This is a genomic window from Corynebacterium heidelbergense (genome assembly GCF_028609845.1).
Classification (GTDB): Bacteria; Actinomycetota; Actinomycetes; order Mycobacteriales; family Mycobacteriaceae; genus Corynebacterium; species Corynebacterium heidelbergense.
Map to the genome: position 1 here is coordinate 142,071 of NZ_CP063191.1, position 20,966 is coordinate 163,036.

At 64.1% G+C, this 20,966-nt stretch carries 19 protein-coding genes; 12 read left to right on the top strand and 7 right to left on the bottom strand.

Annotation, left to right across the window (positions count from 1 at the left end; all coding sequences use genetic code 11):
* Positions 1-164: 164 nt before the first annotated feature.
* Entirely contained in the window at positions 165-998 is an 834-nt protein-coding gene (locus CHEID_RS00570) for a glycerophosphodiester phosphodiesterase (protein ID WP_112770152.1), read from the top strand.
* Positions 991-1,905 carry a DUF5926 family protein gene (locus CHEID_RS00575; protein ID WP_112770153.1) on the top strand — a complete coding sequence of 305 codons (915 nt, stop codon included), beginning with the start codon at positions 991-993 and terminating at the stop codon, positions 1,903-1,905. Before CHEID_RS00570 ends, CHEID_RS00575 begins: the two co-directional genes overlap by 8 nt.
* A 47-nt stretch (positions 1,906-1,952) precedes the next feature.
* On the opposite strand, the gene CHEID_RS00580 is transcribed toward CHEID_RS00575, so the two are convergent.
* Both CHEID_RS00580 and CHEID_RS00585 read right to left on the bottom strand, forming a co-directional pair.
* Positions 1,953-3,479 (bottom strand): LCP family protein, encoded by a 1,527-nt coding sequence (locus CHEID_RS00580; protein ID WP_273661163.1) that lies wholly within the window; start codon positions 3,477-3,479, stop codon positions 1,953-1,955.
* Between the two features lie 21 nt (positions 3,480-3,500).
* Positions 3,501-4,319 carry a CPBP family intramembrane glutamic endopeptidase gene (locus tag CHEID_RS00585; protein ID WP_112770375.1) on the bottom strand — a complete coding sequence of 273 codons (819 nt, stop codon included), beginning with the start codon at positions 4,317-4,319 and terminating at the stop codon, positions 3,501-3,503.
* Positions 4,320-4,401: 82 nt separating this feature from the next.
* On the opposite strand from CHEID_RS00585, the gene pheA reads away from it, so the two are divergent.
* Positions 4,402-5,379, top strand: coding sequence for a prephenate dehydratase (gene pheA / locus CHEID_RS00590; RefSeq protein ID WP_273661164.1), 978 nt, complete (start codon positions 4,402-4,404; stop codon positions 5,377-5,379).
* Complete coding sequence (locus CHEID_RS00595) at positions 5,376-6,365, top strand: histidine phosphatase family protein (protein WP_112769747.1); 990 nt, start codon at positions 5,376-5,378, stop codon at positions 6,363-6,365. Before pheA ends, CHEID_RS00595 begins: the two co-directional genes overlap by 4 nt.
* Here CHEID_RS00595 and CHEID_RS00600 read toward each other — a convergent pair.
* From CHEID_RS00600 to CHEID_RS00610, 3 genes are all read right to left on the bottom strand, one after another.
* Positions 6,359-6,748, bottom strand: a complete 390-nt coding sequence (locus CHEID_RS00600; protein WP_112769748.1) for a DUF1877 family protein — start codon at positions 6,746-6,748, stop codon at positions 6,359-6,361. The genes CHEID_RS00595 and CHEID_RS00600 overlap by 7 nt on opposite strands.
* A gap of 77 nt (positions 6,749-6,825) precedes the next feature.
* Positions 6,826-7,176 carry a metallopeptidase family protein gene (locus CHEID_RS00605; RefSeq protein ID WP_112769749.1) on the bottom strand — a complete coding sequence of 117 codons (351 nt, stop codon included), beginning with the start codon at positions 7,174-7,176 and terminating at the stop codon, positions 6,826-6,828.
* Between the two features lie 32 nt (positions 7,177-7,208).
* Entirely contained in the window at positions 7,209-8,192 is a 984-nt protein-coding gene (locus tag CHEID_RS00610) for a septum formation family protein (RefSeq protein WP_420536387.1), read from the bottom strand.
* A 196-nt stretch (positions 8,193-8,388) separates the two neighbouring features.
* Between CHEID_RS00610 and serS the strand changes: the two genes are divergently transcribed.
* The 3 genes from serS (at position 8,389) to CHEID_RS00625 (ending at position 11,602) form a co-directional block, all read left to right on the top strand.
* Complete coding sequence (gene serS / locus CHEID_RS00615) at positions 8,389-9,663, top strand: serine--tRNA ligase (RefSeq protein WP_112769751.1); 1,275 nt, start codon at positions 8,389-8,391, stop codon at positions 9,661-9,663.
* Between the two features lie 124 nt (positions 9,664-9,787).
* Positions 9,788-10,747, top strand: coding sequence for a lysophospholipid acyltransferase family protein (locus CHEID_RS00620; protein WP_238599349.1), 960 nt, complete (start codon positions 9,788-9,790; stop codon positions 10,745-10,747).
* 6 nt (positions 10,748-10,753) lie between these two features.
* Entirely contained in the window at positions 10,754-11,602 is an 849-nt protein-coding gene (locus tag CHEID_RS00625; protein ID WP_112769752.1) for an HAD family hydrolase, read from the top strand.
* Between the two features lie 77 nt (positions 11,603-11,679).
* Here CHEID_RS00625 and CHEID_RS00630 read toward each other — a convergent pair whose 3' ends face one another.
* The gene (locus CHEID_RS00630; protein WP_112769753.1) at positions 11,680-12,759 is read right to left on the bottom strand and encodes a hypothetical protein; all 1,080 of its coding nucleotides are present in this window, start codon (positions 12,757-12,759) and stop codon (positions 11,680-11,682) included.
* Between the two features lie 226 nt (positions 12,760-12,985).
* Positions 12,986-13,897: a flagellar basal body-associated FliL family protein gene (locus CHEID_RS00635; RefSeq protein WP_112769754.1), complete on the bottom strand. Its 912-nt coding sequence runs from the start codon at positions 13,895-13,897 to the stop codon at positions 12,986-12,988.
* 213 nt (positions 13,898-14,110) lie between these two features.
* On the opposite strand from CHEID_RS00635, the gene CHEID_RS00640 reads away from it, so the two are divergent.
* From CHEID_RS00640 to CHEID_RS00660, 5 genes are all read left to right on the top strand, one after another.
* On the top strand, positions 14,111-14,584 hold the full coding sequence (locus CHEID_RS00640) for a TIGR02611 family protein (RefSeq protein WP_238599350.1): 474 nt from the start codon (positions 14,111-14,113) through the stop codon (positions 14,582-14,584).
* Between the two features lie 21 nt (positions 14,585-14,605).
* Complete coding sequence (glf, locus tag CHEID_RS00645; RefSeq protein ID WP_112769755.1) at positions 14,606-15,775, top strand: UDP-galactopyranose mutase; 1,170 nt, start codon at positions 14,606-14,608, stop codon at positions 15,773-15,775.
* Positions 15,776-16,779: 1,004 nt separating this feature from the next.
* The gene (locus CHEID_RS00650; RefSeq protein WP_146743865.1) at positions 16,780-17,832 is read left to right on the top strand and encodes a vWA domain-containing protein; all 1,053 of its coding nucleotides are present in this window, start codon (positions 16,780-16,782) and stop codon (positions 17,830-17,832) included.
* A gap of 102 nt (positions 17,833-17,934) precedes the next feature.
* Positions 17,935-19,077 carry a hypothetical protein gene (locus CHEID_RS00655; RefSeq protein ID WP_273661167.1) on the top strand — a complete coding sequence of 381 codons (1,143 nt, stop codon included), beginning with the start codon at positions 17,935-17,937 and terminating at the stop codon, positions 19,075-19,077.
* A gap of 267 nt (positions 19,078-19,344) precedes the next feature.
* Positions 19,345-20,841 carry a SpaH/EbpB family LPXTG-anchored major pilin gene (locus tag CHEID_RS00660; protein WP_112769758.1) on the top strand — a complete coding sequence of 499 codons (1,497 nt, stop codon included), beginning with the start codon at positions 19,345-19,347 and terminating at the stop codon, positions 20,839-20,841.
* The last annotated feature ends 125 nt before the right edge of the window (positions 20,842-20,966 follow it).

Genomic DNA, 20,966 nt, shown 5'->3' on the forward strand with positions numbered 1-20,966 from the left:
GGGGTTGCGGCGCGGCCGGCCCGGACGGCGGGTTAAGCCCGGGTGGCGCGCGATTAGCGCCGAGTTAACGTGGCGGAAAACTGCAGAAGAAAGGTTGATAACTGTGGGCGTGAGGGCCGGTTTGGGGATGCCGAACCCCATGTCGCCAACTACTACTGGGCGGTATGAAAATTGTCGCGCACCGGGGAGCTTCCGGGGAACGTCCGGAGCACACCTTGGCCGCATTCGAGCTGGCGGCCGAACGGGGTGCCGATGGCTACGAGTGTGATATCCGCCTGACCCGCGACGGCGAACTGGTTTGCATGCACGACCGCACGGTGGACCGGGTGAGCGATCGCAGCGGGGTAGTCAGCGAGATGACGCTCGCCGAAATGGGTGAGTTGAACATTGGCACGCCCGAAGAACCGGCGCGGGTGCTCACCCTCCGTGAACTTCTGGAGTTCTTCCAAGATGTGCGCCACTCGGCGCGCGTGGCGCTCACGGCGTCCGGAAATGCCCCCGAGATTTTCATCGAGACCAAGCACCCCAATCGCTTCGGACCGCGGGTGGAATACGCCCTGGACCAGGAGCTTCGGCGGGCCCACCTGGAGTCCAGCGCGGCGGTGCACCTCATCTCCTTCTCTCCGCAATCTCTTGTGCGCTTCCGCATGATTAACCCCGCCATCCACCGCATTCTGCTGCGTCGGGAGTACCAGCGGATGCTCAACCCCACCCTGCAGGCGCTGCAGGTGATCGATGCCCACGGACTGTCCGTCACCCGCGCTAAGGTGCGCCCGGACATCATCGGGCGCTACGGGGACGGCACCTACCTGTGGACGGCGGACCGCGAGGAGGATGTGCGCTGGGCCGCCCGCCGGGGCGTGACCTGGCTGGCCACCAACTACCCCGGACGCGCCCGGATGTGGCGCGATGACGAGCTGGGGCTCACCGGCCAGGGAGATGCCGCAGCAGCAGACAGTGGGCGCCAACTGGCCACTACACTGTCCAACCGTGGCTAAAAAGAAGAAGAACCAAGACAACCTGCCGGAAGGCATGAGCCGCCGCCAGGCCAAGCTCGCCGCCCGCGCCGCCGAACGGGCCAAGTTGGAAAAGGACCCCCGCCCCTATGGGGGTTACGCCATGGAGGCCGACCTGGTGGCGCTGCAGGAGTTCGTTCCCTCCGCGCACTTCGCGGCTTCCGTGGAGGGCATAGCGGCGCCGGTGCACATCGTCACCGTGCTCCCCGGGGCCGTAGCCGGACTGCGCCGCAGCGCGGAAGACGGCGGGGAATGCTTCGCTGCCCTGCAAACGAACAATCGGGGCAACAACCCCAACCGCGACCTGGCCTTCACCCTGAACTGGTTGCGCTCGGCAGAACCCGGGCAATCCCTGGACGTGGGTGTGGCGGACGGCAGCGAGCCGCAACTGCGGGACCTTCTACCGCCCGAGACCTCCGCAGAGATCGCCGTGGCCCAGGACTTCAACTGGTGGCTCACCGAAGCTCACCGCGAAAACCCACAGGTCCTGGCGACGCTCAACCAAGCCAACGAGTCCGTCTTGCCCTCGGAGCGCGTGGGCGCCCAGATCACCGGGGCCGCGTGGTGGATCGACCCGGGGGAGCGAGGGCACATCCGCTGGGTCCACACCGCAGAGGAGGGCGCGCTGCTGGACGCCCTGGCCCGCGTCCACGCCGCAGGCAAGCTGCACCTGGGGGAGGGGTCCAAGTTCGCCGGTGCCTTCCGTACCCATGGAATCCTCGTGCCCGTGTGGGATGTGGACAACACCCAGCCCGCGCAGCACTGGAAGGCCGGGCTGGAGACGGTGGAGGGCCTGCTGGCCGCCGCCCTCGAAGAGGAGGGGCAGCTCACCGGGGAGGAGCACAAGGCCAAGCAGACGATCATCTCCCGCGAGGTGACCATCCGCTAGCCCCCGGCCCCGACCGAAACCCCGGCCCCGACCGAAGCCCCAGGCCCCTACCGCATGCTGTCGAACAACTGCTTAGCCCCCGCCTCATCCCACAGCACGGCGTTGCCGGCGAAGGTGTCCTCGAATCCCGCGACGGGCACGGTCACCTGATCTGCCCCGCGGGTCATGGCCAGCGCCAGCCACCCAAGGCTCCACACATGGTCGTGCTTGTCCACGGTGAGGGACTTGGACAGGGCGTTGGTCACCGGCAGCGCCCGGAAGGGGTTAAGCAGGGTCCCCGGCGAACTGATCTTGTCGCTCAGGGCGCTTAAGAACTTGCGCTGGCGCTCGACGCGGTCCAGGTCGCCGTTGTCGGAGGTGTAGCGGGTGCGCACGTAGCCCAGGGCCGTGGGGCCGTTCATCTTCTGGCAGCCCTGGGGGAGGTTGATCCCGGCCATGGGGTCGTTGATGGGCTGGTCCAGGCAGAGGTCGATGCCGCCAACGGAGTCCACCACATTGGCGAAGCCTCCGAATCCGATCTCGGCGTAGTGGTCCACCCGCAGGCCCGTGTTCTGCTCGATGGTCTTCTGCAGAAGCTGGGGTCCACCGATGGCGAAGGCCTGGTTGATTTTGTTCTTGCCCTCCCCGGGGATGTCCACGAAACTGTCGCGGGGGAAGGAGACCATCTTGGGTTTCCCGCCGCCGGTGGGGATGTGCACGAGCATGATGGTGTCCGTGCGGCCGGTGGAATCGTTGAGTTCCCCCGCGGTCAGGCGGCTGCCGTCGGCATCGCTGAGGCCCGCGCGGGAATCCGAGCCGACGAGCAGCCAGTTCGTGCCCGAGGAGCTGGGGCGCTCCGGGTATTGCGCCAGCGCATCGGTGCGCTGCAGGTTGCTGTCCACCCACAGCCCCATGCCCACGATCAGCGCGAGAACTGCCGCCAGCAGCAAGCCGAGAATCTTCAACGGTCCGAAGCGACGGGCCCGGCGACCAGCGGCTAGGGTGCCCGCAGCCACAGCCCGGCCGAAGCTGCGGGAGCGGCTGCGCCCTGCCTCCGGGCCGGCGGTGTTCCGGCGAGAAGCACCCGGCCGGGGGCTGTCCGGGCGGGAGGGAGCCATGACGCTGGCGTTGCGCAGGTCGCGGCGAGGAGCGGGCCGCCCGGCGGGATCCCGGTAGCGGTCCGGGCCGCTACGCCGGTCGGCCGCGGGGGGAGGGTTGGGGGCCCCGCGCTGGGTGGAGTTGGCGTCCGGAAGCGGGGAACGGACGTACCGCGGCGGGCGGGGACGGGGCTGGGCGGCGTTCGGCGCGGGCCGACCGGACCGGCGTGTGCGGGTGGGGGGAATGTCACCCCGCCGCTGCGCTCGGTCGGGCCGGTAACCGGGTGCGGGCCTGGGCGTGAGATCGGGCCTGGGGCGGGAGGTATCGGGGGTGCGGCCGCGCTGTGTTCCCCGGCGATCGGGCGGGGTTCCTTCGTTGCGATGACGCCCCGAACCGGCAGGCGGCGGCACGGGTGAGCGCCGGTGAACGGGCCGCCCGTAGCGGTCCGTGAGGGGTCTGCCGTGGCGGTCGCGGGCGAAATCGTCGCGAGAATCCATGGGCTTATACTAACGGCCTGCCTACCCCCCAACCGGCCCCAGCAGGCCGGACCCAGCGAATGCCACCGTATCTATCAGCCCATGCGCAACGATGAGCGGCCACACCCTCCCGGTGCGCCGATACCACCAGACAAACACCAGCCCCATCACAACGTTGCCCACCCCCGCAGAGGGCCCCTGATACAGGTGATAGCTGCCGCGCAGCACCGCGGAGGCGGCGAAGACCCATCCCCAGGGGACCCGCAGTTGGCGCATCCGGGTGCATAGCCACGCGACTACCACGAGTTCCTCGGCGAAACCGTTGGCCCAGGCGTTGAGGATCACGAGCGGCAGGGTGTACCAGTGCCCGCCGGGGCCGGATCCGAGGGCTGCGCTGATGCCGGCGGCGTCCACGTGCTTGCTGAGCCCCAGGTGGAGGGAGGCGAGGTAGAAGGCCAGGCCGGGAAGCCCGATGGCGGCGGCGAGGAGGATGCCGGGGAGGATGTCGGCGCGCCGGGGCCGCAGGGGGTGGCGACGGATTGGGGTTCCGGCGGGCGACGGCCGCAGGGGAGCAACGGCGGCGGGCACGTGCCGGAGCAGCAGGAACATGGCCAGGCCACCCCAGGCGCAGAGGACCCCGGTGGAGATGAGTTGGAAGGCGGGGTCGAGCCACCAGAGGGCGCTCTGCGCACCGTTGAGGGTGGTGGTTTGGCGGTCCAACCGTTCCGGGCGGGCCAGCGCCTCGATCAGCCGTAGTGCGGCCCGCGCTCCGGAGGCGCCAAAGGTGATGGCTAGGACAAGCAGGATTTCCCACCGCAGGGCTCGGCGTTCGGCGGCGGTGGTGGCCGGGCTGGCGGGCATGGGGTTAGCTTACCGCCGCGGTAGGCGGGCGCTTTTGCCGTCGTCGCGTCGGCTGCTCTTGTGCGGCGGTAGGGTGACAATTATGCATGTTGAACCGGCGACCACGGTTGCGTATCTCGGCCCCCGGGGCACTTTCACGGAGCAGGCCCTGCAGGAGTTTGTGGCGGCTGGGCAGGTGCCGGCGGATGCGCGGTTGGTTCCGGTGGATAGCCCGGGGGCGGCGCTGCAGGCGGTGCGGCGGGGGGAGGCGCAGTTGGCGTGCGTGGCGCTGGAGAACAGCGTGGACGGGCCGGTTTCGCAAACCTTCGATGCGCTGGCGCAGGCGATGTGGGAGCCGGAGGCCGGGGGTTTGCGGATTATCCGGGAACGGGACGTGCCGGTGGAGTTTTCCATCGTGGTGCGCCCAGGCACGCGCCGGGAGGATGTTCGCACCTTTGTTACCCACCCCGTGGCGATGGCGCAGGTGCGCTCGTGGTTGTCGGCGGAGTTGCCGGGGGTGCCGTTCGTGGCGGCGACGTCTAATGGTGCGGCTGCTGCGGCGGTGGCGGCGGGGGAGGTGGATGCGGCGGCCGCTCCGGCGCGGGCGGGGGAGATTCACGGTTTGGAGCCACTGGCCACGGGGGTTGCAGATGTGAAGGGGGCCAATACACGCTTTGTATTGGTAGGCAATGCGCAGGCGAGTAGCGAGCGGACGGGCCAGGATCGCACCGCCATCGTGTTCACCTTGCCCAATCGTCCGGCAGCGTTGTGGACGGCGTTGAGCGAGCTGGCGGTCCGCTCCGTGGATATGTCCCGGATTGAATCCCGTCCGACGCGCACGGGGATGGGGGCGTATGTGTTCCATATGGAGCTAATCGGGCACATTGAGGACGAGGCCGTGGCGGAGGCGCTGGCCGGCCTTCACCGCCGGACGGAGCGGTTGACCTTTTTGGGGTCCTGGCCGCAGGAAACTCCGGTGGGCAATCCGCCGCCGCCGTATTCGGATTCTCGGGGTTGGGTGCGGGGGTTGATGCCCGGATCATTTGAGGACGCCAACAACCACGCGCGGGAGCAACGATGACTCAGGGGGATACAGCAGCGGCCGACGGGAGATTGTTCCTCGTTCGGCACGGGCAGACGACGTCCAATACGATTCATGCCCTGGACACGGCGCTGCCGGGGGCGGATCTTACGGAGCTGGGGCGCGAGCAGGCGGTGGCCTGCGGAAGGGGCCTGGCGGAGCTGCTGGGGCAGGGGGCCGGGGTAGAGGAGAGACCGCGGCTGCTGGTGGTCTCCTCATTGGCGGCGCGAGCCCAACAGACCGCGGCGCTGCTGGCCTGTGGGTTTGAGCAGTCCGGAGGGGAGCTGGTGAGCTCGGCCCCAGGCTCCGCGTTTGCGCAGGTCTATGGCGCAAGCCGCGAGGATGTGGCGGGGACGAGTGGGCTTGGCGGCGAGCCGAGATGCGCGGTACCGCCTATGGAGGCACCCACTGACCGGATAGCGCGGCGGGATGGTGCCGCCTATCCGTTGGGGGCGCTGCCCGGCCTGTCGGAGATCGCGGCAGGCGACATGGAGATGCGCAACGACGAGGATTCGCACGCCATCTATCACGGGTTCCTGGGCCAGTGGATGCACGGGGATCTGGACACGGCGGTACCGGGAGGTTTCAGCGGACGGGAGATTCTGGAGCGGTATGTGCCGACGCTCGTCCGGTTGTGGGCGGCTACGCAGGCAATGGGGGCGCAGGACGCGCTGGGGGAGGATCATGGGGCAGCAGCTAGCAGAGGGGCGCAGAATTCATCGGTGTTATCGGCCCCGCATGTGGCGATCGTGAGCCACGGGGCAGTAATCCGTTTGGTGGCGCAATGGTTGGGCGCGGTGGATCCGGAGTTCGCCTTCGCTAGTTACCTTGCCAATACGCAGTTCGTGGAGCTGGTGCCGCGCGGAGGCGCGCTAGCCGGGGTTGGGCAAGGCCCTGTGGGCGAATTCCGTGCGCAGCGGTGGCATGGGGCTTTCGATATCGTCAGTTGGGGTCAGGCAAAGTTTTTCGAAGGGTTGGGTCAATGACGGACGTTAATGGTCGCGCGGAATACGCATTCGGCTTTGATAACGAGGTCATCCCCCTCGGTATCTTCGCTCGCCCGGTCCATACGTTCAGCTTCCCGCTTATGAACGTCAACCGCGGCCAGCTCTTCTGCCAGTTGGGCAACCTCCTGCGGACTGAACACAAAAACCTGCTCGTCCTCATCCAGTGGGTCGACCCCAAACGCTCGGGTCACTGCCGGTTCATCGGCGAAGATCTCCTTCGCGTCCATCCATTGTTTGTCAAAATCTGTTGTCTCTTCATCGCCCTCTTCCGCGACCTCCCACGCAAGGTCAGCCGGGTCCTCGGAGGACCTCAACTGTTCCACCGTGGCCTCGTCGATTTCGTAGAGATTCAGCACCAACATGCTGGCTGTCTTCCTTCCCTCAATCGTGCGTCAAGTCCGCGTCCAGTTTGCGTCCACGGCCCCTGCCGGGATTCGCCTCAAGCCCAGCCCAGCTCGTGTAACCGGGCATCGCTGATGCCGAAGTGGTGCGCCAATTCGTGAATCACCGTCACCGCGACCTGCTCCACCAGATCCTCTTCGCTATCCACGTAACCTGCTAGCGCTTCGCGGTAAATAGTGATCTTGTCCGGCAGCACGCCAGTGTACTCACTTGTCCGCTCCGTTAGAGCCACGCCTTCGTAAAGCCCCAGAATGAACGGCGAATCAGGGTTGTAATCCTCGATCACCAGCGCCACGTTGTTAACGTGCTGCAATAAGTCCCGGGGAATGCGCCGGAGGGCGGCGTCCACAAGATCTTCAAAATCCTCCGGACTTACAGAGATCGGCATTGCAACCTACCCCAACAGCATCCGCGGCTCTTCTAGCGCCCCGGCTGGCGGACCGGATTGCGCGGCGGCATCGGCGCAGGTGGCTGACCATCGATGGTGAACTTCTGCCGTACATCCCCATTCAACGCCGCAAAACCACCCCCGTTATGCCCAAAGGTCAAAGCGCAATTCACCGTGCGGGAGCCCGCATCCCAGGAGACCTGGCTAAGGGTTGTCCAGAACGGAGTAAGCGTGGAGTAATACAACTGGTCATCCCCACCCAGGTAATTACGGGCCGCGTCCGTGCACACCTTATCTAGGAACTCATTCTGCGCCTGGATTGGTGGCCACCCATTCGGGAAATTTTCCCCTAGATTCACCGTGGAGACCACCTGCCAGGAATGGTTTTGATCGCACGGCACCTGCCGACTGCTGCCCTCCTCCACAGCCACGCACGTGTCCGGGGCGAAAGCCCGTGCCTGATCCTGCTGAGAGGCTAAACCAGTCACCTCCACACTTCGACCGGTATCGTCCTGCACCATCACACCGCACAACATCGTGCGGTCCCCCTTCTCCCATGCGGACGCCGGGGGCAGAATCGGGGATATACGGTAGCGGCCCTGCGGATCCAATTTCCCGTTGAGGTATTGCATCGTGGGCCCCACGCACAATTCATCCGTCAACTGCTGCTGGCGGGCCAAATCCGGTTGCGCCGCCTTGGGGCCAAACTCGCTGGTCGGATAGGTCGACAAATCCTGCCGTGCGGAGACCTCGAATCGGTGCGGTTGGGCGCAATCCACCGTCTCAAAATCAGTGTTCACGCCATTTTGACCCGGCCTCCACGTCACGCAATTCCCCCGGTCTGCCTCCGAAAAAGCGGCCGCCTTAACCGCGGGCTGAGCCGCCGGCCCCGAACGAGGAGTCGGCGTAACGGGGGTTGAACCTTCCGGGGCAGCATAAGTAAAGGCGCCGGCGCCCACGCCGCCGCACAAAGCGGCAACAATTGCCACCATCGTGCTGCGTCGTCGCCGACGCATGGCCTGAGGACTCGGGGGGGAAGGGTGTCGGTTCATAGCGGCTTTCCGGCGCATTCGAAGATCAAGGAGGGCTGACAGGTCAAACAAGTGCGAACACGGGATGACAAACAGATGGGTGTAAGGGTACTGCAAACGGCACTTCCAGTTACCCCGCGCACCCACCCAGCAGGTCGACGCGACCGCTAAAGTGATGGGCATGATCGATCTGAAGTTCCTGCGCGAACAGCCCGAGGTGGTACGAGACTCCCAGCGCACCCGCGGGGAAGACCCGGACCTGGTGGACCAGCTCCTCCGCGCCGACCAACGCCGACGCGACACCATCGTCGCCGCAGACGCCGCCCGGGCCGAGCAGAAGAACTTCAGCAAAAGCATGGGCCGGGCCATGGCCACCGCCACGGATGCCGAAAAGACCGCATTGCGCGAACAGGGACGCGAAAAGGCCGCCGCCGTCAAGCGCTTGGAAGAGGAGCAAACTGCGACCGCGGCCGACGTAGAAGCTCTCCAAATGAAGCTTTCCAACGTGGTGGAAGAAGGAGCACCGGCCGGTGGGGAAGAGGACTACGTTGTCCTCGATCACGTCGGCACCCCCCGCGAATTCGACTTCGAACCCAAGGACCACCTGGAGCTCGGCGAATCCCTGGGCCTCATCGACATGAAGCGCGGCACCAAAGTTTCCGGGGCCCGCTTCTACTTCCTCACCGGCGACGGTGCGTTGCTACAGCTAGCCATGCTGCAGCTCGCCGCCCGCACCGCGGTGCAGCACGGCTTCACGATGATGATCCCGCCCGTGCTGGTCAGGCCCGAGATCATGAAGGGCACCGGATTCCTCGGCGCCCACGCCGATGAGGTTTATCGGTTGGAGGCCGATGACCTCTACCTCGTCGGCACCTCCGAGGTGGCCCTGGCCGGTTACCACGCCGAGGAAATTATCGACCTGTCTGGCGGGCCGCTGCGCTACGCCGGGTGGTCTTCCTGCTTCCGCCGCGAAGCCGGCAGCTACGGGAAGGACACCCGGGGGATCATCCGAGTCCACCAGTTCGACAAGGTGGAGATGTTCGTCTACTGCGCACCCGAGGATGCCCGCGAACAACATCAAAAGCTGCTGGAGATGGAGCGCGAGATGCTCGCCGCCATCGACGTCCCCTACCGCGTCATCGACATCGCCGGCGGGGACCTGGGCTCCAGTGCGGCCCGGAAGTTCGATACGGAGGGGTGGATCCCAACGCAAAACTGCTATCGAGAGCTGACCAGCACCTCCAACTGCACCACGTTTCAGGCACGTCGGTTGAAAACCCGCTACCGGGATGTCGCAGGTAAAACGCATATCGCAGCCACCCTTAACGGCACGCTAGCGACAACCCGGTGGCTCAGCGCCATTCTGGAAAATCACCAACAAGCAGATGGATCCGTAGTGGTGCCCCAGGCGCTCCAACCTTTCATCGGCAAGGACGTCCTCAAACCCCTGACCTAACATGGCGTCCGAACCGCCCGTCCCCGGGAACCTACTTCGGCCACACGTTGACCTCTCCCACAACATGACCACCTCGCGCCAATCGCTGTAAGGCGCGAGTGACATAGAGAAAGAGCCCACCCGCGTGTTTGACAAGCACTTCCACGTTCCTGATTCCTTCGAAGAACCGGCTAAGCACCCCGAATCCCGCGAGCTGTTCTACGGCCGCATCATTATCCCCTCAGCTAAGGCCTGGATGGCCCTCGTGCAGCGCTTGCAGGTGCACGTCTATCACCCCGAACGGATCCCCGTAAACGGCGGCGGTGTAATCGCCGTGAACCACACGGGCTACTGGGACTTCGTGTACGGGGGGATTCCTGCCTTTGCTCAGGGAGGCCGGCTTGTGAGGTTCATGGCAAAGAAAGAAATTTTCGACGTCCGCGGTGTAGGTGCCGTGATGCGGGCAATGAAACATATCCCCGTGGACCGGGCTGCGGGGGCCGAAAGTATGGCGGAGGCCATTCGCAGGGTGCGCAAAGGACAGCTAGTCGGTATCTTCCCGGAAGCCACCATCTCCCGTTCCTTTGAAATCAAGGAAGTTAAACAAGGCGCGGCGAAGATCGCGTACGAGGGCAGTGTTCCGCTGATCCCCCTGGCCATCTGGGGCTCCCAGCGGGTCTGGACCAAGGGACGCAAGCCCGTGTGGCGCCCCCGGGGAGTAAACCTGGTCATGGCCGTGGGGGAGCCGGTAGAGGTTAGCGCCAACTCCGCTGAGACCACCGAACGCCTGCACGCCGCCATGCAGAAAACGCTCAAAGAGGTGCAGGAACGGTTTGTAGGCCTCTACGGAGAAATGCCCAAAGGGGAATTCTGGGTTCCCGCCAGCATGGGGGGCTCCGCTCCGACGCTGGAGGCCGCAACAGTGGAGGACCGCGAAGCCCAGGAAAAGCGAAAGCGAGATCGTGCCGAAGCTGCCCGCCGCGCAGCTGAACTGCAAGTTCAAAGGGACGCTGCCGACCGTGCGGAGCGTGAGAACGCCAAGGGGCCAATAGCTCGGTTGACGCTTCCCCTGCGACAGTGGTTCCGGGCCCGGCGCGCACGATAGCGGACCATGAACTCCGGCAACCCACTGGATCGCCCGGCACCCCTTCTCGTCGTCAGCGATGTGGACGGCACCCTGCTCAACAGCCATGACCGTGTGACCCCGCGCATCCGCGCGGCCGTAGCGAATATGCGCCACGCGGGTACGGTCTTCACCATGGCGACGGGGCGCCCGGCCCGTTGGGTTCTACCCGTGCTAGACCAACTGTCCGTGCGCCCCTTGTGCGTCTGCGCAAACGGGGCGGTGGTCTATGACTCGGCTGCCGATAAGGTTGTCCGCGCGGCAGCCCTGGAACCGTTGGTGCTAGATCGTGTTGTTGAACAGGTCACCCGGGTTGGTAGAAGAATTGGGGGAGTGGGCTTCGCGGTCGAGCGGGTCGGACGCAGCGCATTCGACCGCGCCGATGAACTTTTCGCCGTCGAGCAGAACTACGATCACGCCTGGCTCAGCGAAGAGCACAACGTCCAGCCGCTCGACGAGCTTATCGGTGAGCCAGCGGTGAAACTCCTCGTCCGTGGGGGCGGATTGAGTTCGAGCGAGCTGTTCGACCTCATCAATCCGTGCATCGACCCAGGCATCGCCCATGTCACCTACTCCTGGGATGGAGGGCTGGTGGAAATCGCTGCCCCAGGTGTGAGCAAACGCTCGGCCCTGGAATGGGTTGCCGAACAGATCGGCGTGGATGGGGAAGAGACGGTCGCTTTTGGGGACATGCCGAACGACCTTGAAATGCTTACCTGGGCTGGCCTGGGGGTAGCCATGGGAAACGCGGCGGAAAAGGTCAAACGAGCCGCAGACTTCATCACCGCCGACAACGATAGCGACGGGGTGGCTCAGGTCCTGGAGCAGTGGTTCTAGCCAGTGGAGGGGAGAGAAGGGCCGGGACCAGGGCAGGGGAGCCAGCCGCCTCACGCCGTCACCTCCACCCGGCCGACTCAGCAGGGATCCGTGAAGTCCCCGGCGGTGTTGAGCGTTCGGCCGTTGCCGCCGGAGCTGGCCTTCATCTGACACATCGCTTGGCGGTCCGAGCCGAAGTCGTAGTAGACGGGGTAGATGTCCTCACCATTAATCTGCGCACGCAATGATGGGCACTGCCCAGGGTAGGTGAATTGGGTGCCATGGACCTGGTTGAGCGCCATCCCCAGCTTGGATTGAATAGCGCCCCGGTTGTTTCCCGCAGCGTGCACCGAGCGCATGATGAGAATGTTGCGCCCGTCGCAGGCGGGGCTTGCGATCTCGAAGGGCCGTTGCTCCCCCAACCCGGCGGTGGTGACGTATCGACCGCCCCGGTCCCCACTTGTGCCCGCGCCACCATCACCCGCACCATCACCCGCACCGCCACTGCCCCCGCCACTGTTGTCTTCGGACCCGCGCGCCGATGCCGCGTTCGCCGCCACCGTCTTCTCGCAGATGCCGAGCTTGGCCCGCACCTGTTCGGGTACCCCCATCTGGTCGATGGTCTGCTGCCGGTAGCAGGTGTTTCCCGTCTGCGCGTAGGTCCCGTCGCGGCGCACGGTTTCCCATTGCTGCCCGCTCCAGCGGTAGAGCGAGACCACGTCCGAGCCCATCATCCCCGCGTACATGAAGTTGCCCTCGCAAGCGACGATGGCGTTGGCTTCAGCGTGCTGCCCGTTCGTGTGCAGCGACTCCAAGGTGCATTCCGGTGTGGCCCCGCCTTGAGCTCCCGACCCGCCGTGTGCTCCGGAGGCGGCACCGGCACCGCTATTGCCGTCGCTGCCATTGCCGGCCGATGGAGCTGCCCCCGCCGTTCCAGCTGCCGAGGAGCTGCTGGTCGCCTCCGCCTGGAAGTTCGCGGCGCGTTGGTCCGCCTTTCCGGACTGGTCCCACCAGTACCATCCCCCGCCTGCGGCGATCCCCAATGCGGCGATCATCCCCACCGCCAGCAGGATCGGCCCCCGACCCTGCGCTTTCATCCGACCCTGCGCCGTCACCTGCCCGTGGGCCTGCCCCTCGCCCTCCGAGTTGGGTACGGGCTGTTCTCCCCATTGCTGCATGATCCCCGGTGGTCCTCTCCGCGCCGCTGTGTTCCTGGTCCCTTACTTCTTCCGGACGCCATCTCTACCTAGCGCCCGGAAAACAGGTTCCCAGCTGGGAGGAGGACAGCACCACGGTTGTGGGGACTGGTCCCCACGCTGCTCGCACGTGCTGCCACGCCTTCGGCTGTCACACCCCTCGACCGGCCGCCCCGGAAGGAGGCGAGGGAGGCAATTGGGCACAGTGCTAGCAGGGATCCGTGAAGTCTCCAGCGGTGTTGAGGGTGCGGGCGTTCCCGCCTTGGCGGCCCTTGGCTTCACACATGGCCTGCCGGTCGGAGCCAAAATCGTAGTAGACGGGGTAAATGTCCTGCCCATCAATCTGTGCCCGCAGGGAGGGGCACTGGCCCGGGTAGGTGAACTGGCTGCCATGATATCTGTTCAGGGCGATCCCCAGTTGGGTCATGATGCCCCCGCGATCGTTGCCGGGGACATGCACGGATTCCACGATGAGGATGTTGCGCCCGTCGCAGGCGGGGCTGGAGACATTCCACGGGCTTTGCTCGCCCAGCCCTGCCTGGGTGACGTACCTGCTGTTGGCGTTGCTGCTGTCGGCGCCATCAGCTGCTGCGGAGCTGCGGCAGACCGTGATGCCCTCCCGGACATTCTGGGGGACACCGGCGTTGTCCAATTGGCTCTGGGTATGACACGGGAAGCCCGAGTCGGACGTTCGGCTATCGGTGGGTAAAGTCTCCCACTGGCTTCCGGTCCACCGCAGGATCCGGGAATCATCGCTACCCCGCTTCCCCGCGTGCATGAAGTTGCCCTCGCAAACTGTGATGACGTTCAAGGAAGACAGCGCTGCATTCTGGTGGACAGCCTCCAAGGTGCACGGTGCGCCACCACCTTGGGGGTTCTGGGTGTTGGCCGAGGGGGAGGGCAGCGCGCTACCGGAGGCGCTGGTCTGCGGGGTCTGCGACGTCGCCTGAAATTGCGGGTCGGCCTGTGGCGTGTCCTCGCTGCGGGTGAACCAGACAACACCGCCGATGACGGCGACGAGGATGGCGACACCGGCGATGGCGATCGGCAAGACCAGGCGATTGTTCTTCTTCGCGGGGTCGCCCCAGCCCTGCTCGTTATGCGTGCCCCACTGGTCCATCCTGTTCCCTTCGCGTCGAGGTCTCGGTGCGCGCCGTTCCTGGCGTCCGGAACGAAATTCTAGAACATCAACACCGCAGCGGTGACGATGACGACCTGGCCTTATCCGAAAAGGTGTGCTCAGTGTGATGACGTAGAAGGTGGATTTGGCGGCACCGGAGGTGGGCACCGCCTGGGCGGCCAGACGGGGCAGATCCTTAGGATGAGAGGCACTATGCCCACCACCCCAGACGCCGCCGACCGCGGAGACATGAGCATGCGGGACAGGGTCTTCGAAAAAGTGGAGGCCCTCCGCCGCCACCACGAGGGGCTGAAGGACAGGAAGCACGGTTACCTCGTCCGCCCCCTGACCCTCCTCCTCGGCTGGCTCATCGTCATCGTGGGGCTTATCACCATCCCCTTTCCAGGGCCCGGGTGGTTCACCGTCTTCATCGGCTTCGGTGTGCTGTCGCTGGAACTCCACTGGTCGCACCGCCTGCTGACCTGGGCAGTGCAGCAATACGACAAGCTGGAAGGCTGGTACAAGTCGGCGTCCACCCCCGTGCGCGCGGCAATGGCGGCCGCCACGCTCGTGCTGATCTGGATCGTTTTCGCCCTCATCGCCTACATCATGTGGCGCTTCGAACTGGCCGGCTGGGCAATGCCGCTCTTGGACCGCCTCGCGAGTTGGACCGGACTGCACAAATAACCCCGGGTAACCTCAGGGGCCATGAGCGAAAACGCGCACTTTGACCTGATCGTTGTTGGCAGTGGCTTCTTTGGATTGACCGTCGCAGAACGCGCGGCCACCCAGAAGGGGGCCCGGGTACTCGTTGTAGAACGCCGCTCCCACATCGGCGGAAACGCCTACTCGGAGGCCGAGCCGGAAACCGGCATTGAGATCCACAAGTACGGGGCCCACCTCTTCCACACCTCCAACAAACGCGTGTGGGACTACGTCAACCAATTCACGGACTTCACCAACTACCAGCACCGCGTCTTCGCCATGCACAAGGGCACGGCCTACCAGTTCCCGATGGGCCTGGGGCTGATCAACCAGTTCTTCGGCAAGTACTACAGCCCGCAGGAAGCGCGGAAACTCATCGAGGAGCAAACGGACGGACTGGACCCCGCGCAGGCGCAGAACCTGGAGGAGAAGGGCATCGCCCTCATCGGCCGTCCCCTCTATGAGGCCTTCGTGCGGGACTACACCGCCAAGCAATGGCAGACCGATCCGAAGAACCTACCGGCGAGCAACATCTCCCGCCTGCCCGTGCGCTACACCTTCAACAACCGCTACTTCAACGACACCTACGAGGGTCTGCCAGTTGAGGGGTATGCGAAGTGGTTGGACAACATGGCGGACCACGAGAACATCAGCGTCATGATCAACACGGACTGGTTCGACGTGTGCGATTCCTTGCGGGAGGAAAACCCGCAGGCACCCGTTGTATACACCGGGCCGCTAGACCACTACTTCAACTACTCGGAGGGGCAACTGGGGTGGCGCACCTTGGACTTTGAAACAGAGGTGCTGGAGACCGGGGACTTCCAGGGCACGCCGGTGATGAACTACAACGACGCGGACGTCCCCTACACCCGCATCCACGAGTTCCGGCACTTCCATCCGGAGCGGGCGGATCGCTACCCCCAAGACAAGACGGTAATCATGAAGGAGTACTCCCGCTTCGCTGAGGACACCGACGAGCCCTACTACCCAATCAACACCCCAGACGATAGGGAGATGCTCCTGCGGTACCGGGAGCTAGCAGACGCAGAGACGCAGAAGAACAAGGTCTTCTTTGGCGGTAGGTTGGGGACCTATCAGTACCTAGACATGCACATGGCTATTGGTTCTGCGTTAAGTATGTTCGATAACAAACTCGAAACTCTCTTGTAGCCCCCACGGGCAGCTACACCGCACTCGTCGCAATTATTCGAGATCCCCCATATGGGGGAGTGGCTTGCCTCCGTGGCTTCCCACACGAAGGTGCAGTCAGACAGCAGCCATTAACCTTTTGGCAATCTCGTCGTTCCTGACTTGTTCCATTTTCGGCTACGTTCATCGATCTCCAATCCTTAGTCGGACTTGAATCTGCGTCAGACATCCTTCTAGTGGGGACGAGACTGCCAACAGGTCAGTCGGACATGGTTGAATTGCCTCATCTCGGCTTCGGCCAGGTTGCGAGCGTTCCGAAGGGGTCTCCCGCCAGCGAATTCACCGCGGCGGTTCCGTTCCGGAGGAGTCGCATGTGGTCGTGGTGCTGGTGTCCGTCGTACTACAGAGATGTTTCGAAAGTGTTTCTGCTACGAGCCCGGCGTCAATTATTGATCTCGCGTGAAGCTAGATGTCTGCCTTGTGACACTTAGACAAATTTCATCCCAGCTTCACCCCTCCTTGGGTCCGTTTTGCCCCGTAACATACATTTCTCGGTACAAGTATTGCGTGACTAACTGACGTCGCTGTAACGTCCGGTTTTACTGACAGTCTTCGTAGCCGGGGTCGAGTTCACTAGCGCCCCGTTCAGTAACGCCTGAGTAGGAATGCGTATGTCACGTCAAGGCAGGCTTTCGGGAATCTGGTCTATCCTAGCTTTCGCCACCGTGTGGTTCGTGGCCTCTGCAATGGCGCTCGCCTCTGCGCAACCGAGCACCGCGCAAACGACGACCTCGGCCCCTGTTACGACAACCACCACGGCGCCGACGACTACCGCCCTAGCACCTAATACCGCGACTGCTACATCTCAGCCATCGACAAGCAGTTCGGTACTTGCACCGTCTCAGGCAACCCCAAGCACTACATCCGCACCCGCCCCAACCCCCGGAGCCCAAACTCAAGGAACGAGTACTGGTGCGGCTGGATCGTTTCAGGATCCTCGCTTCGTCTGTGGAACAAAGGTGGGGTTGCTCTTTGATGCTTCCTACACCACACAAGGGCAAACCGCGCAGATGCAGGACGCGGCGCGGCAGGTCATCAACGCTCTTAAAAATACGGGGAGCTCTTTCGGTATCCACACCTTTTCTGATAGCTCCCCGAGCACCGCCCTGTATCCGAACTTTGGGCCCGTCCTGTTGGACGCCGCCGGAGTAACCCAGGCGACAAATGCTGTGAACAATCTGCCAAATGCGTGGTCCACCACGGCGCGCGCCTCCAATCTTGCTGCGGGGTTCAACTCGATGGCGGGCAAGGGATACGACGCCGTCATCGTCATCACCGACGGAAAACCGTACAAGGCCAACAGACGAGGGCCCGGTTTCCCAACTCAAACCTCGTGGGAGGACCTGACCAAGTCCAGCGCCGCAGCCCAGGATCTCGCATCCAAAGGAACGGGCATATTTTCGCTGGTGGTCGGCAGTCTGTCCTTCCCTGTTTATAACCACCTTGAGACCACAGGAACTCGGCAACCCTACTTTCTCTACAGTGAGACACCCCCAGCCGGCGTGCAGCGGGACACGACGAAGGTGAACTGGAGGTACGACTTCAATGGCCAGCTGACCCCCGTGAAGGCCAGCGACACGATCACAAACGATGCGAATGGGATTCCGTACTACGACAGAAGCGGAAGGCTGTACCCTATCCGCACGACGTGGGCGATGACGGACACCTTGGCTTACATGAGTTCATTCTCCGTCAAGGCCGACCGGATGGGGTCCTACGCCGATCTTCAGAACTACATCCGCGGCCTTATCACCGGTTGCTTCGGCACGGTCATCGTGAACAAGCAGATCGTGGACGACAGCGGAAAGGTAATCCAACAGGGCAACGCCGCGACCTCCGGCTTCACCTTCCAGGCGGACCGGGCCCAGGTCAACGGCCAGACCCAGTCCAACGTCTCCCAGAACACGGACAACGCGGGCAAAACCAGCTTCAATTACCCGATCACAACCGGTCCCGGCAGCATCCGCATCCAGGAGACCCCCATGCGTTCCGGTTTCGCCCTAGCCCCGCAAAATTAGGGGGGAATGCCCGTTGCTGCTACCTGCACCGCGCGGGATGCAGCCGGCCTAAGTCGCCCGATCGGATATGGCAGTGGCTCATCTATCGTGGTCACTTCAGACTTGCCTAATAATGCGTTCACCCTCACTGGCCTTGGCAAGGATGACCGTGTGGAATGTGTCGTGCAGAACAAAGCCCAGGTCGCTAACTTCGCGTTGTCCAAGAAACCCTACCCGCCGGCTCAACCCAGGATTGTCGGAAAGCAAAACGGGCAGCGGCTGAACTCCGAGTATCTGGTGGAGGTTACGAACCCCTCCACCACCGCTGGCGCCCCCACCGAACTGCGGGAGCTGCCCAGCACGCCACCCGGGTTCACGGTGGACTCCGTCACGGTCGTCCCAGATGGACCAACCCCGCTGGTGACCTCCGCCCAGGAGATGACGCGCTCGAACAACACGTGGACCCTCGGGGCCCCGGCGTTGCAACCCGTCCCCGCCGGACAAACTTCTCGGGCGAAAGTGGTGGTGGTCTACCGCGTGACCGATCCCACCGTTGTTAACGACCAAGCCCTCACCTGCTCTGGGTCGGATGCCACCAAGGGCTTCTACAACAACGCGCAACTGGCTTTCGGTAGCAACAAGACCTCAGACAGCGCTGCCTGCGTCAGCGGTCTTACCGTGGGCTTCTCCGTGACAAAGAAAATCGCCGGTACAGATGCGAACACAAAGGACCAAGCCGCCGCGATTCTCGAAGGCGCCGGAACTTTCCCCATCACCTACGAGATCAAAAACACCGGCAAGGCCCCCGTGACAAGCGTCCGGCTTAACGACCAACGCCTCAACATCAGCACCGGGCAGCCCGGAGCAGCGCTCCCCATAACGGGGCTGACGTGCAACGCTGCCAACCGCATGACCGCGATCACTGATGGGGTAGAGGTCACCCCGCAGACCCCACTCGCCACCGGCCAGACCCTCATCTGCCAATGGAACGCCCCGGCTAGCCTCATGCCCAACTACGGCGACTATCACGCGGACCGGATCCAGGTGACCAGCCAATACGCCCCGCCCGCCGGACAAGTCGCGGCAAGCCAAGACCCCCCAATCGCCCTGCAAGCCGTTGACCCCGCCTGGGCCGTCAGGATTCCCGTTGCCGTGGGGACCCTGCCCAAGTCCGGCGGACGCGGCGCCACCGGCTACCTGCTCCTCGGGCTCGCTGTCGTCGGTATCGGAGCGATAAGCCTAACCAGAACCCACCGAACCACCTAAGGACGAAAGGACCCCTCACCATCCAACGCGCCGCTGAGGGCGTCCTTAAGAAAAAGAATCCACAACGACACAACCACCGAAAGACAAATGAAAGAGGTCAAGGCCATGAGATCGCACCCCAAGGGTTGTCGAGACGGATGACTGCTTCCAACCGCCGCAACACCACCACATCGAAAACACCATCCAAGGCACCGCCACCCCGGTATCGCCCGTAGGCACATCCCCGGACCCATAGGCGGAACAACCGTTTGGACTGAAAGGACCTACATGAAATCCCTCAAGCGCACCCTCGCCATCGCGGCGGCCGCAGGAATGCTGTCCACCGCCGGGATGACCGGCATCGCCACGGCCCAGAGCGCGACTCCTGCGGCCCCGCCGTCAACCATCAGCGCCAACCAGCAAGCCAGCTTGCACATCCACAAGTTCCAGAACGACACCCCCGGTCCCGCCGGGAACGGCACCCCCATCGGGGACACCTCCGGGCTGGGCAAGCCGCTGGCCGGCGCCGTGTTCAAGGTGGAACAGGTCAACGGTGTGGACCTCACGAAGAACGAGGGCTGGGTACAGGCCGCAGACATCGCCAAGGGCACGACACAGCCGAGCGGGTTCGGCACAGCAAAGAACGTCACCACCAACGCCCAGGGGCAGGCGGATGTCGCGGGACTACCTATCGGCCTCTACCGCGTCACGGAGACCTCGGCGCCGGCAGGCAACCAGATCACCACCGAGCCCTTCTACGTCACGCTGCCGATGACCAATCCGCAGGACCGGTCCAGCTGGATGTACGACGTCCACGTCTACCCCAAGAACCAGAAGCAGACCGACGTGATCTCCAAGAAGGTCATCGACGAAAGTGCGGTGATCGAGGGCCGCAACATCCAGTACGACGTGACGGGCAAGCTGCCTAGCTCCCAGAAGCTGGCCCGGGCCGAGCTCGTGGACGTCTACCCCGCCGACCGCCTGGGCACCCCACAGGTCACCAAGGTCACCTACGGCGACGGCACGCAAGCCAACCCATCCGACTACACACTCGATACCAGCACCCCCGGCCAAGCCAAGGTCAAGTTCACCCAATCCGGCCTGGCCAAGCTGGACACCCTCCAAGGGGATAACCGCAAGGCCACCGCGACGTTCAGCTTCCCGGTGACGAAGAGCCAAGGAACCGGGCCGCTCAACCCGATCGAGAACCGCGCCCTCGTGATCGCCAAGGGTGAAGGGGACAATACCCCGGACCCGGATCCTGACAACCCCGATGACCCCAGCGTGATCCCCCCGGGCAAGGGCCCCGAAAGCTACTTCGGCAACGTCAAGGTCTCCAAGACCGACGAGAACAACACCCTGCTCAATGGCGTGGGCTTCGATCTGTACCGCTGCGCCGACAAGGACAACCTCGGCGAGAAATTGGCGGAGAATTTGACCACCCAGAACGGTTCACTGACCATTAACGGCCTGCACGTCAACGACTTCGTCAACGGCGCCGCCGGGCAAACGGATCCGTCCGGTTACTGCCTGGTGGAGGTGAAGGCCGCCGAGGGCCACTCCCTGCTCGCGGAACCCGCCTACTTCCAAGTGCTGCGCAGCGGTGAAGGCCCCGTGAACCTGACCAGCGTGGACCTGAAGAACGTCAAGGACAACGCCGGATTCAACCTGCCGCTGACCGGTGGCAAGGGCGTGACCCTGCTGCTCGTGCTCGGCGGGCTGATCATCGTCATCGGCGCGGGCTACGCCTACATGAGCAGCCGCAAGGACCGCGGCGAAAGCTAGGCGTCACCGGGGCGCGCGTCGGCAACGCTCCGGCCGATTGCGCCCCTGTCCGGTCCGGGGGGCCCAGGCACCCCGGACAACGCACCTACCCCCTACAAAGACACACTCGGTGAAGTGAGGAATTG

Excerpts from the sequence above, each read along its gene's own strand:
- CHEID_RS00570 (WP_112770152.1), top strand. The coding sequence starts at position 165 with ATGAAAATTGTCGCGCACCGGGGAGCTTCCGGGGAACGTCCGGAGCAC.
- CHEID_RS00580 (WP_273661163.1), bottom strand. The coding sequence starts at position 3,479 with ATGGATTCTCGCGACGATTTCGCCCGCGACCGCCACGGCAGACCCCTC.
- CHEID_RS00585 (WP_112770375.1), bottom strand. The coding sequence starts at position 4,319 with ATGCCCGCCAGCCCGGCCACCACCGCCGCCGAACGCCGAGCCCTGCGG.
- pheA (WP_273661164.1), top strand. The coding sequence starts at position 4,402 with ATGCATGTTGAACCGGCGACCACGGTTGCGTATCTCGGCCCCCGGGGC.
- CHEID_RS00595 (WP_112769747.1), top strand. The coding sequence starts at position 5,376 with ATGACTCAGGGGGATACAGCAGCGGCCGACGGGAGATTGTTCCTCGTT.
- CHEID_RS00600 (WP_112769748.1), bottom strand. The coding sequence starts at position 6,748 with ATGTTGGTGCTGAATCTCTACGAAATCGACGAGGCCACGGTGGAACAG.
- CHEID_RS00605 (WP_112769749.1), bottom strand. The coding sequence starts at position 7,176 with ATGCCGATCTCTGTAAGTCCGGAGGATTTTGAAGATCTTGTGGACGCC.
- CHEID_RS00610 (WP_420536387.1), bottom strand. The coding sequence starts at position 8,192 with ATGCGTCGGCGACGACGCAGCACGATGGTGGCAATTGTTGCCGCTTTG.
- serS (WP_112769751.1), top strand. The coding sequence starts at position 8,389 with ATGATCGATCTGAAGTTCCTGCGCGAACAGCCCGAGGTGGTACGAGAC.
- CHEID_RS00625 (WP_112769752.1), top strand. The coding sequence starts at position 10,754 with ATGAACTCCGGCAACCCACTGGATCGCCCGGCACCCCTTCTCGTCGTC.
- CHEID_RS00630 (WP_112769753.1), bottom strand. The coding sequence starts at position 12,759 with ATGCAGCAATGGGGAGAACAGCCCGTACCCAACTCGGAGGGCGAGGGG.
- CHEID_RS00635 (WP_112769754.1), bottom strand. The coding sequence starts at position 13,897 with ATGGACCAGTGGGGCACGCATAACGAGCAGGGCTGGGGCGACCCCGCG.
- CHEID_RS00640 (WP_238599350.1), top strand. The coding sequence starts at position 14,111 with ATGCCCACCACCCCAGACGCCGCCGACCGCGGAGACATGAGCATGCGG.
- glf (WP_112769755.1), top strand. The coding sequence starts at position 14,606 with ATGAGCGAAAACGCGCACTTTGACCTGATCGTTGTTGGCAGTGGCTTC.
- CHEID_RS00660 (WP_112769758.1), top strand. The coding sequence starts at position 19,345 with ATGAAATCCCTCAAGCGCACCCTCGCCATCGCGGCGGCCGCAGGAATG.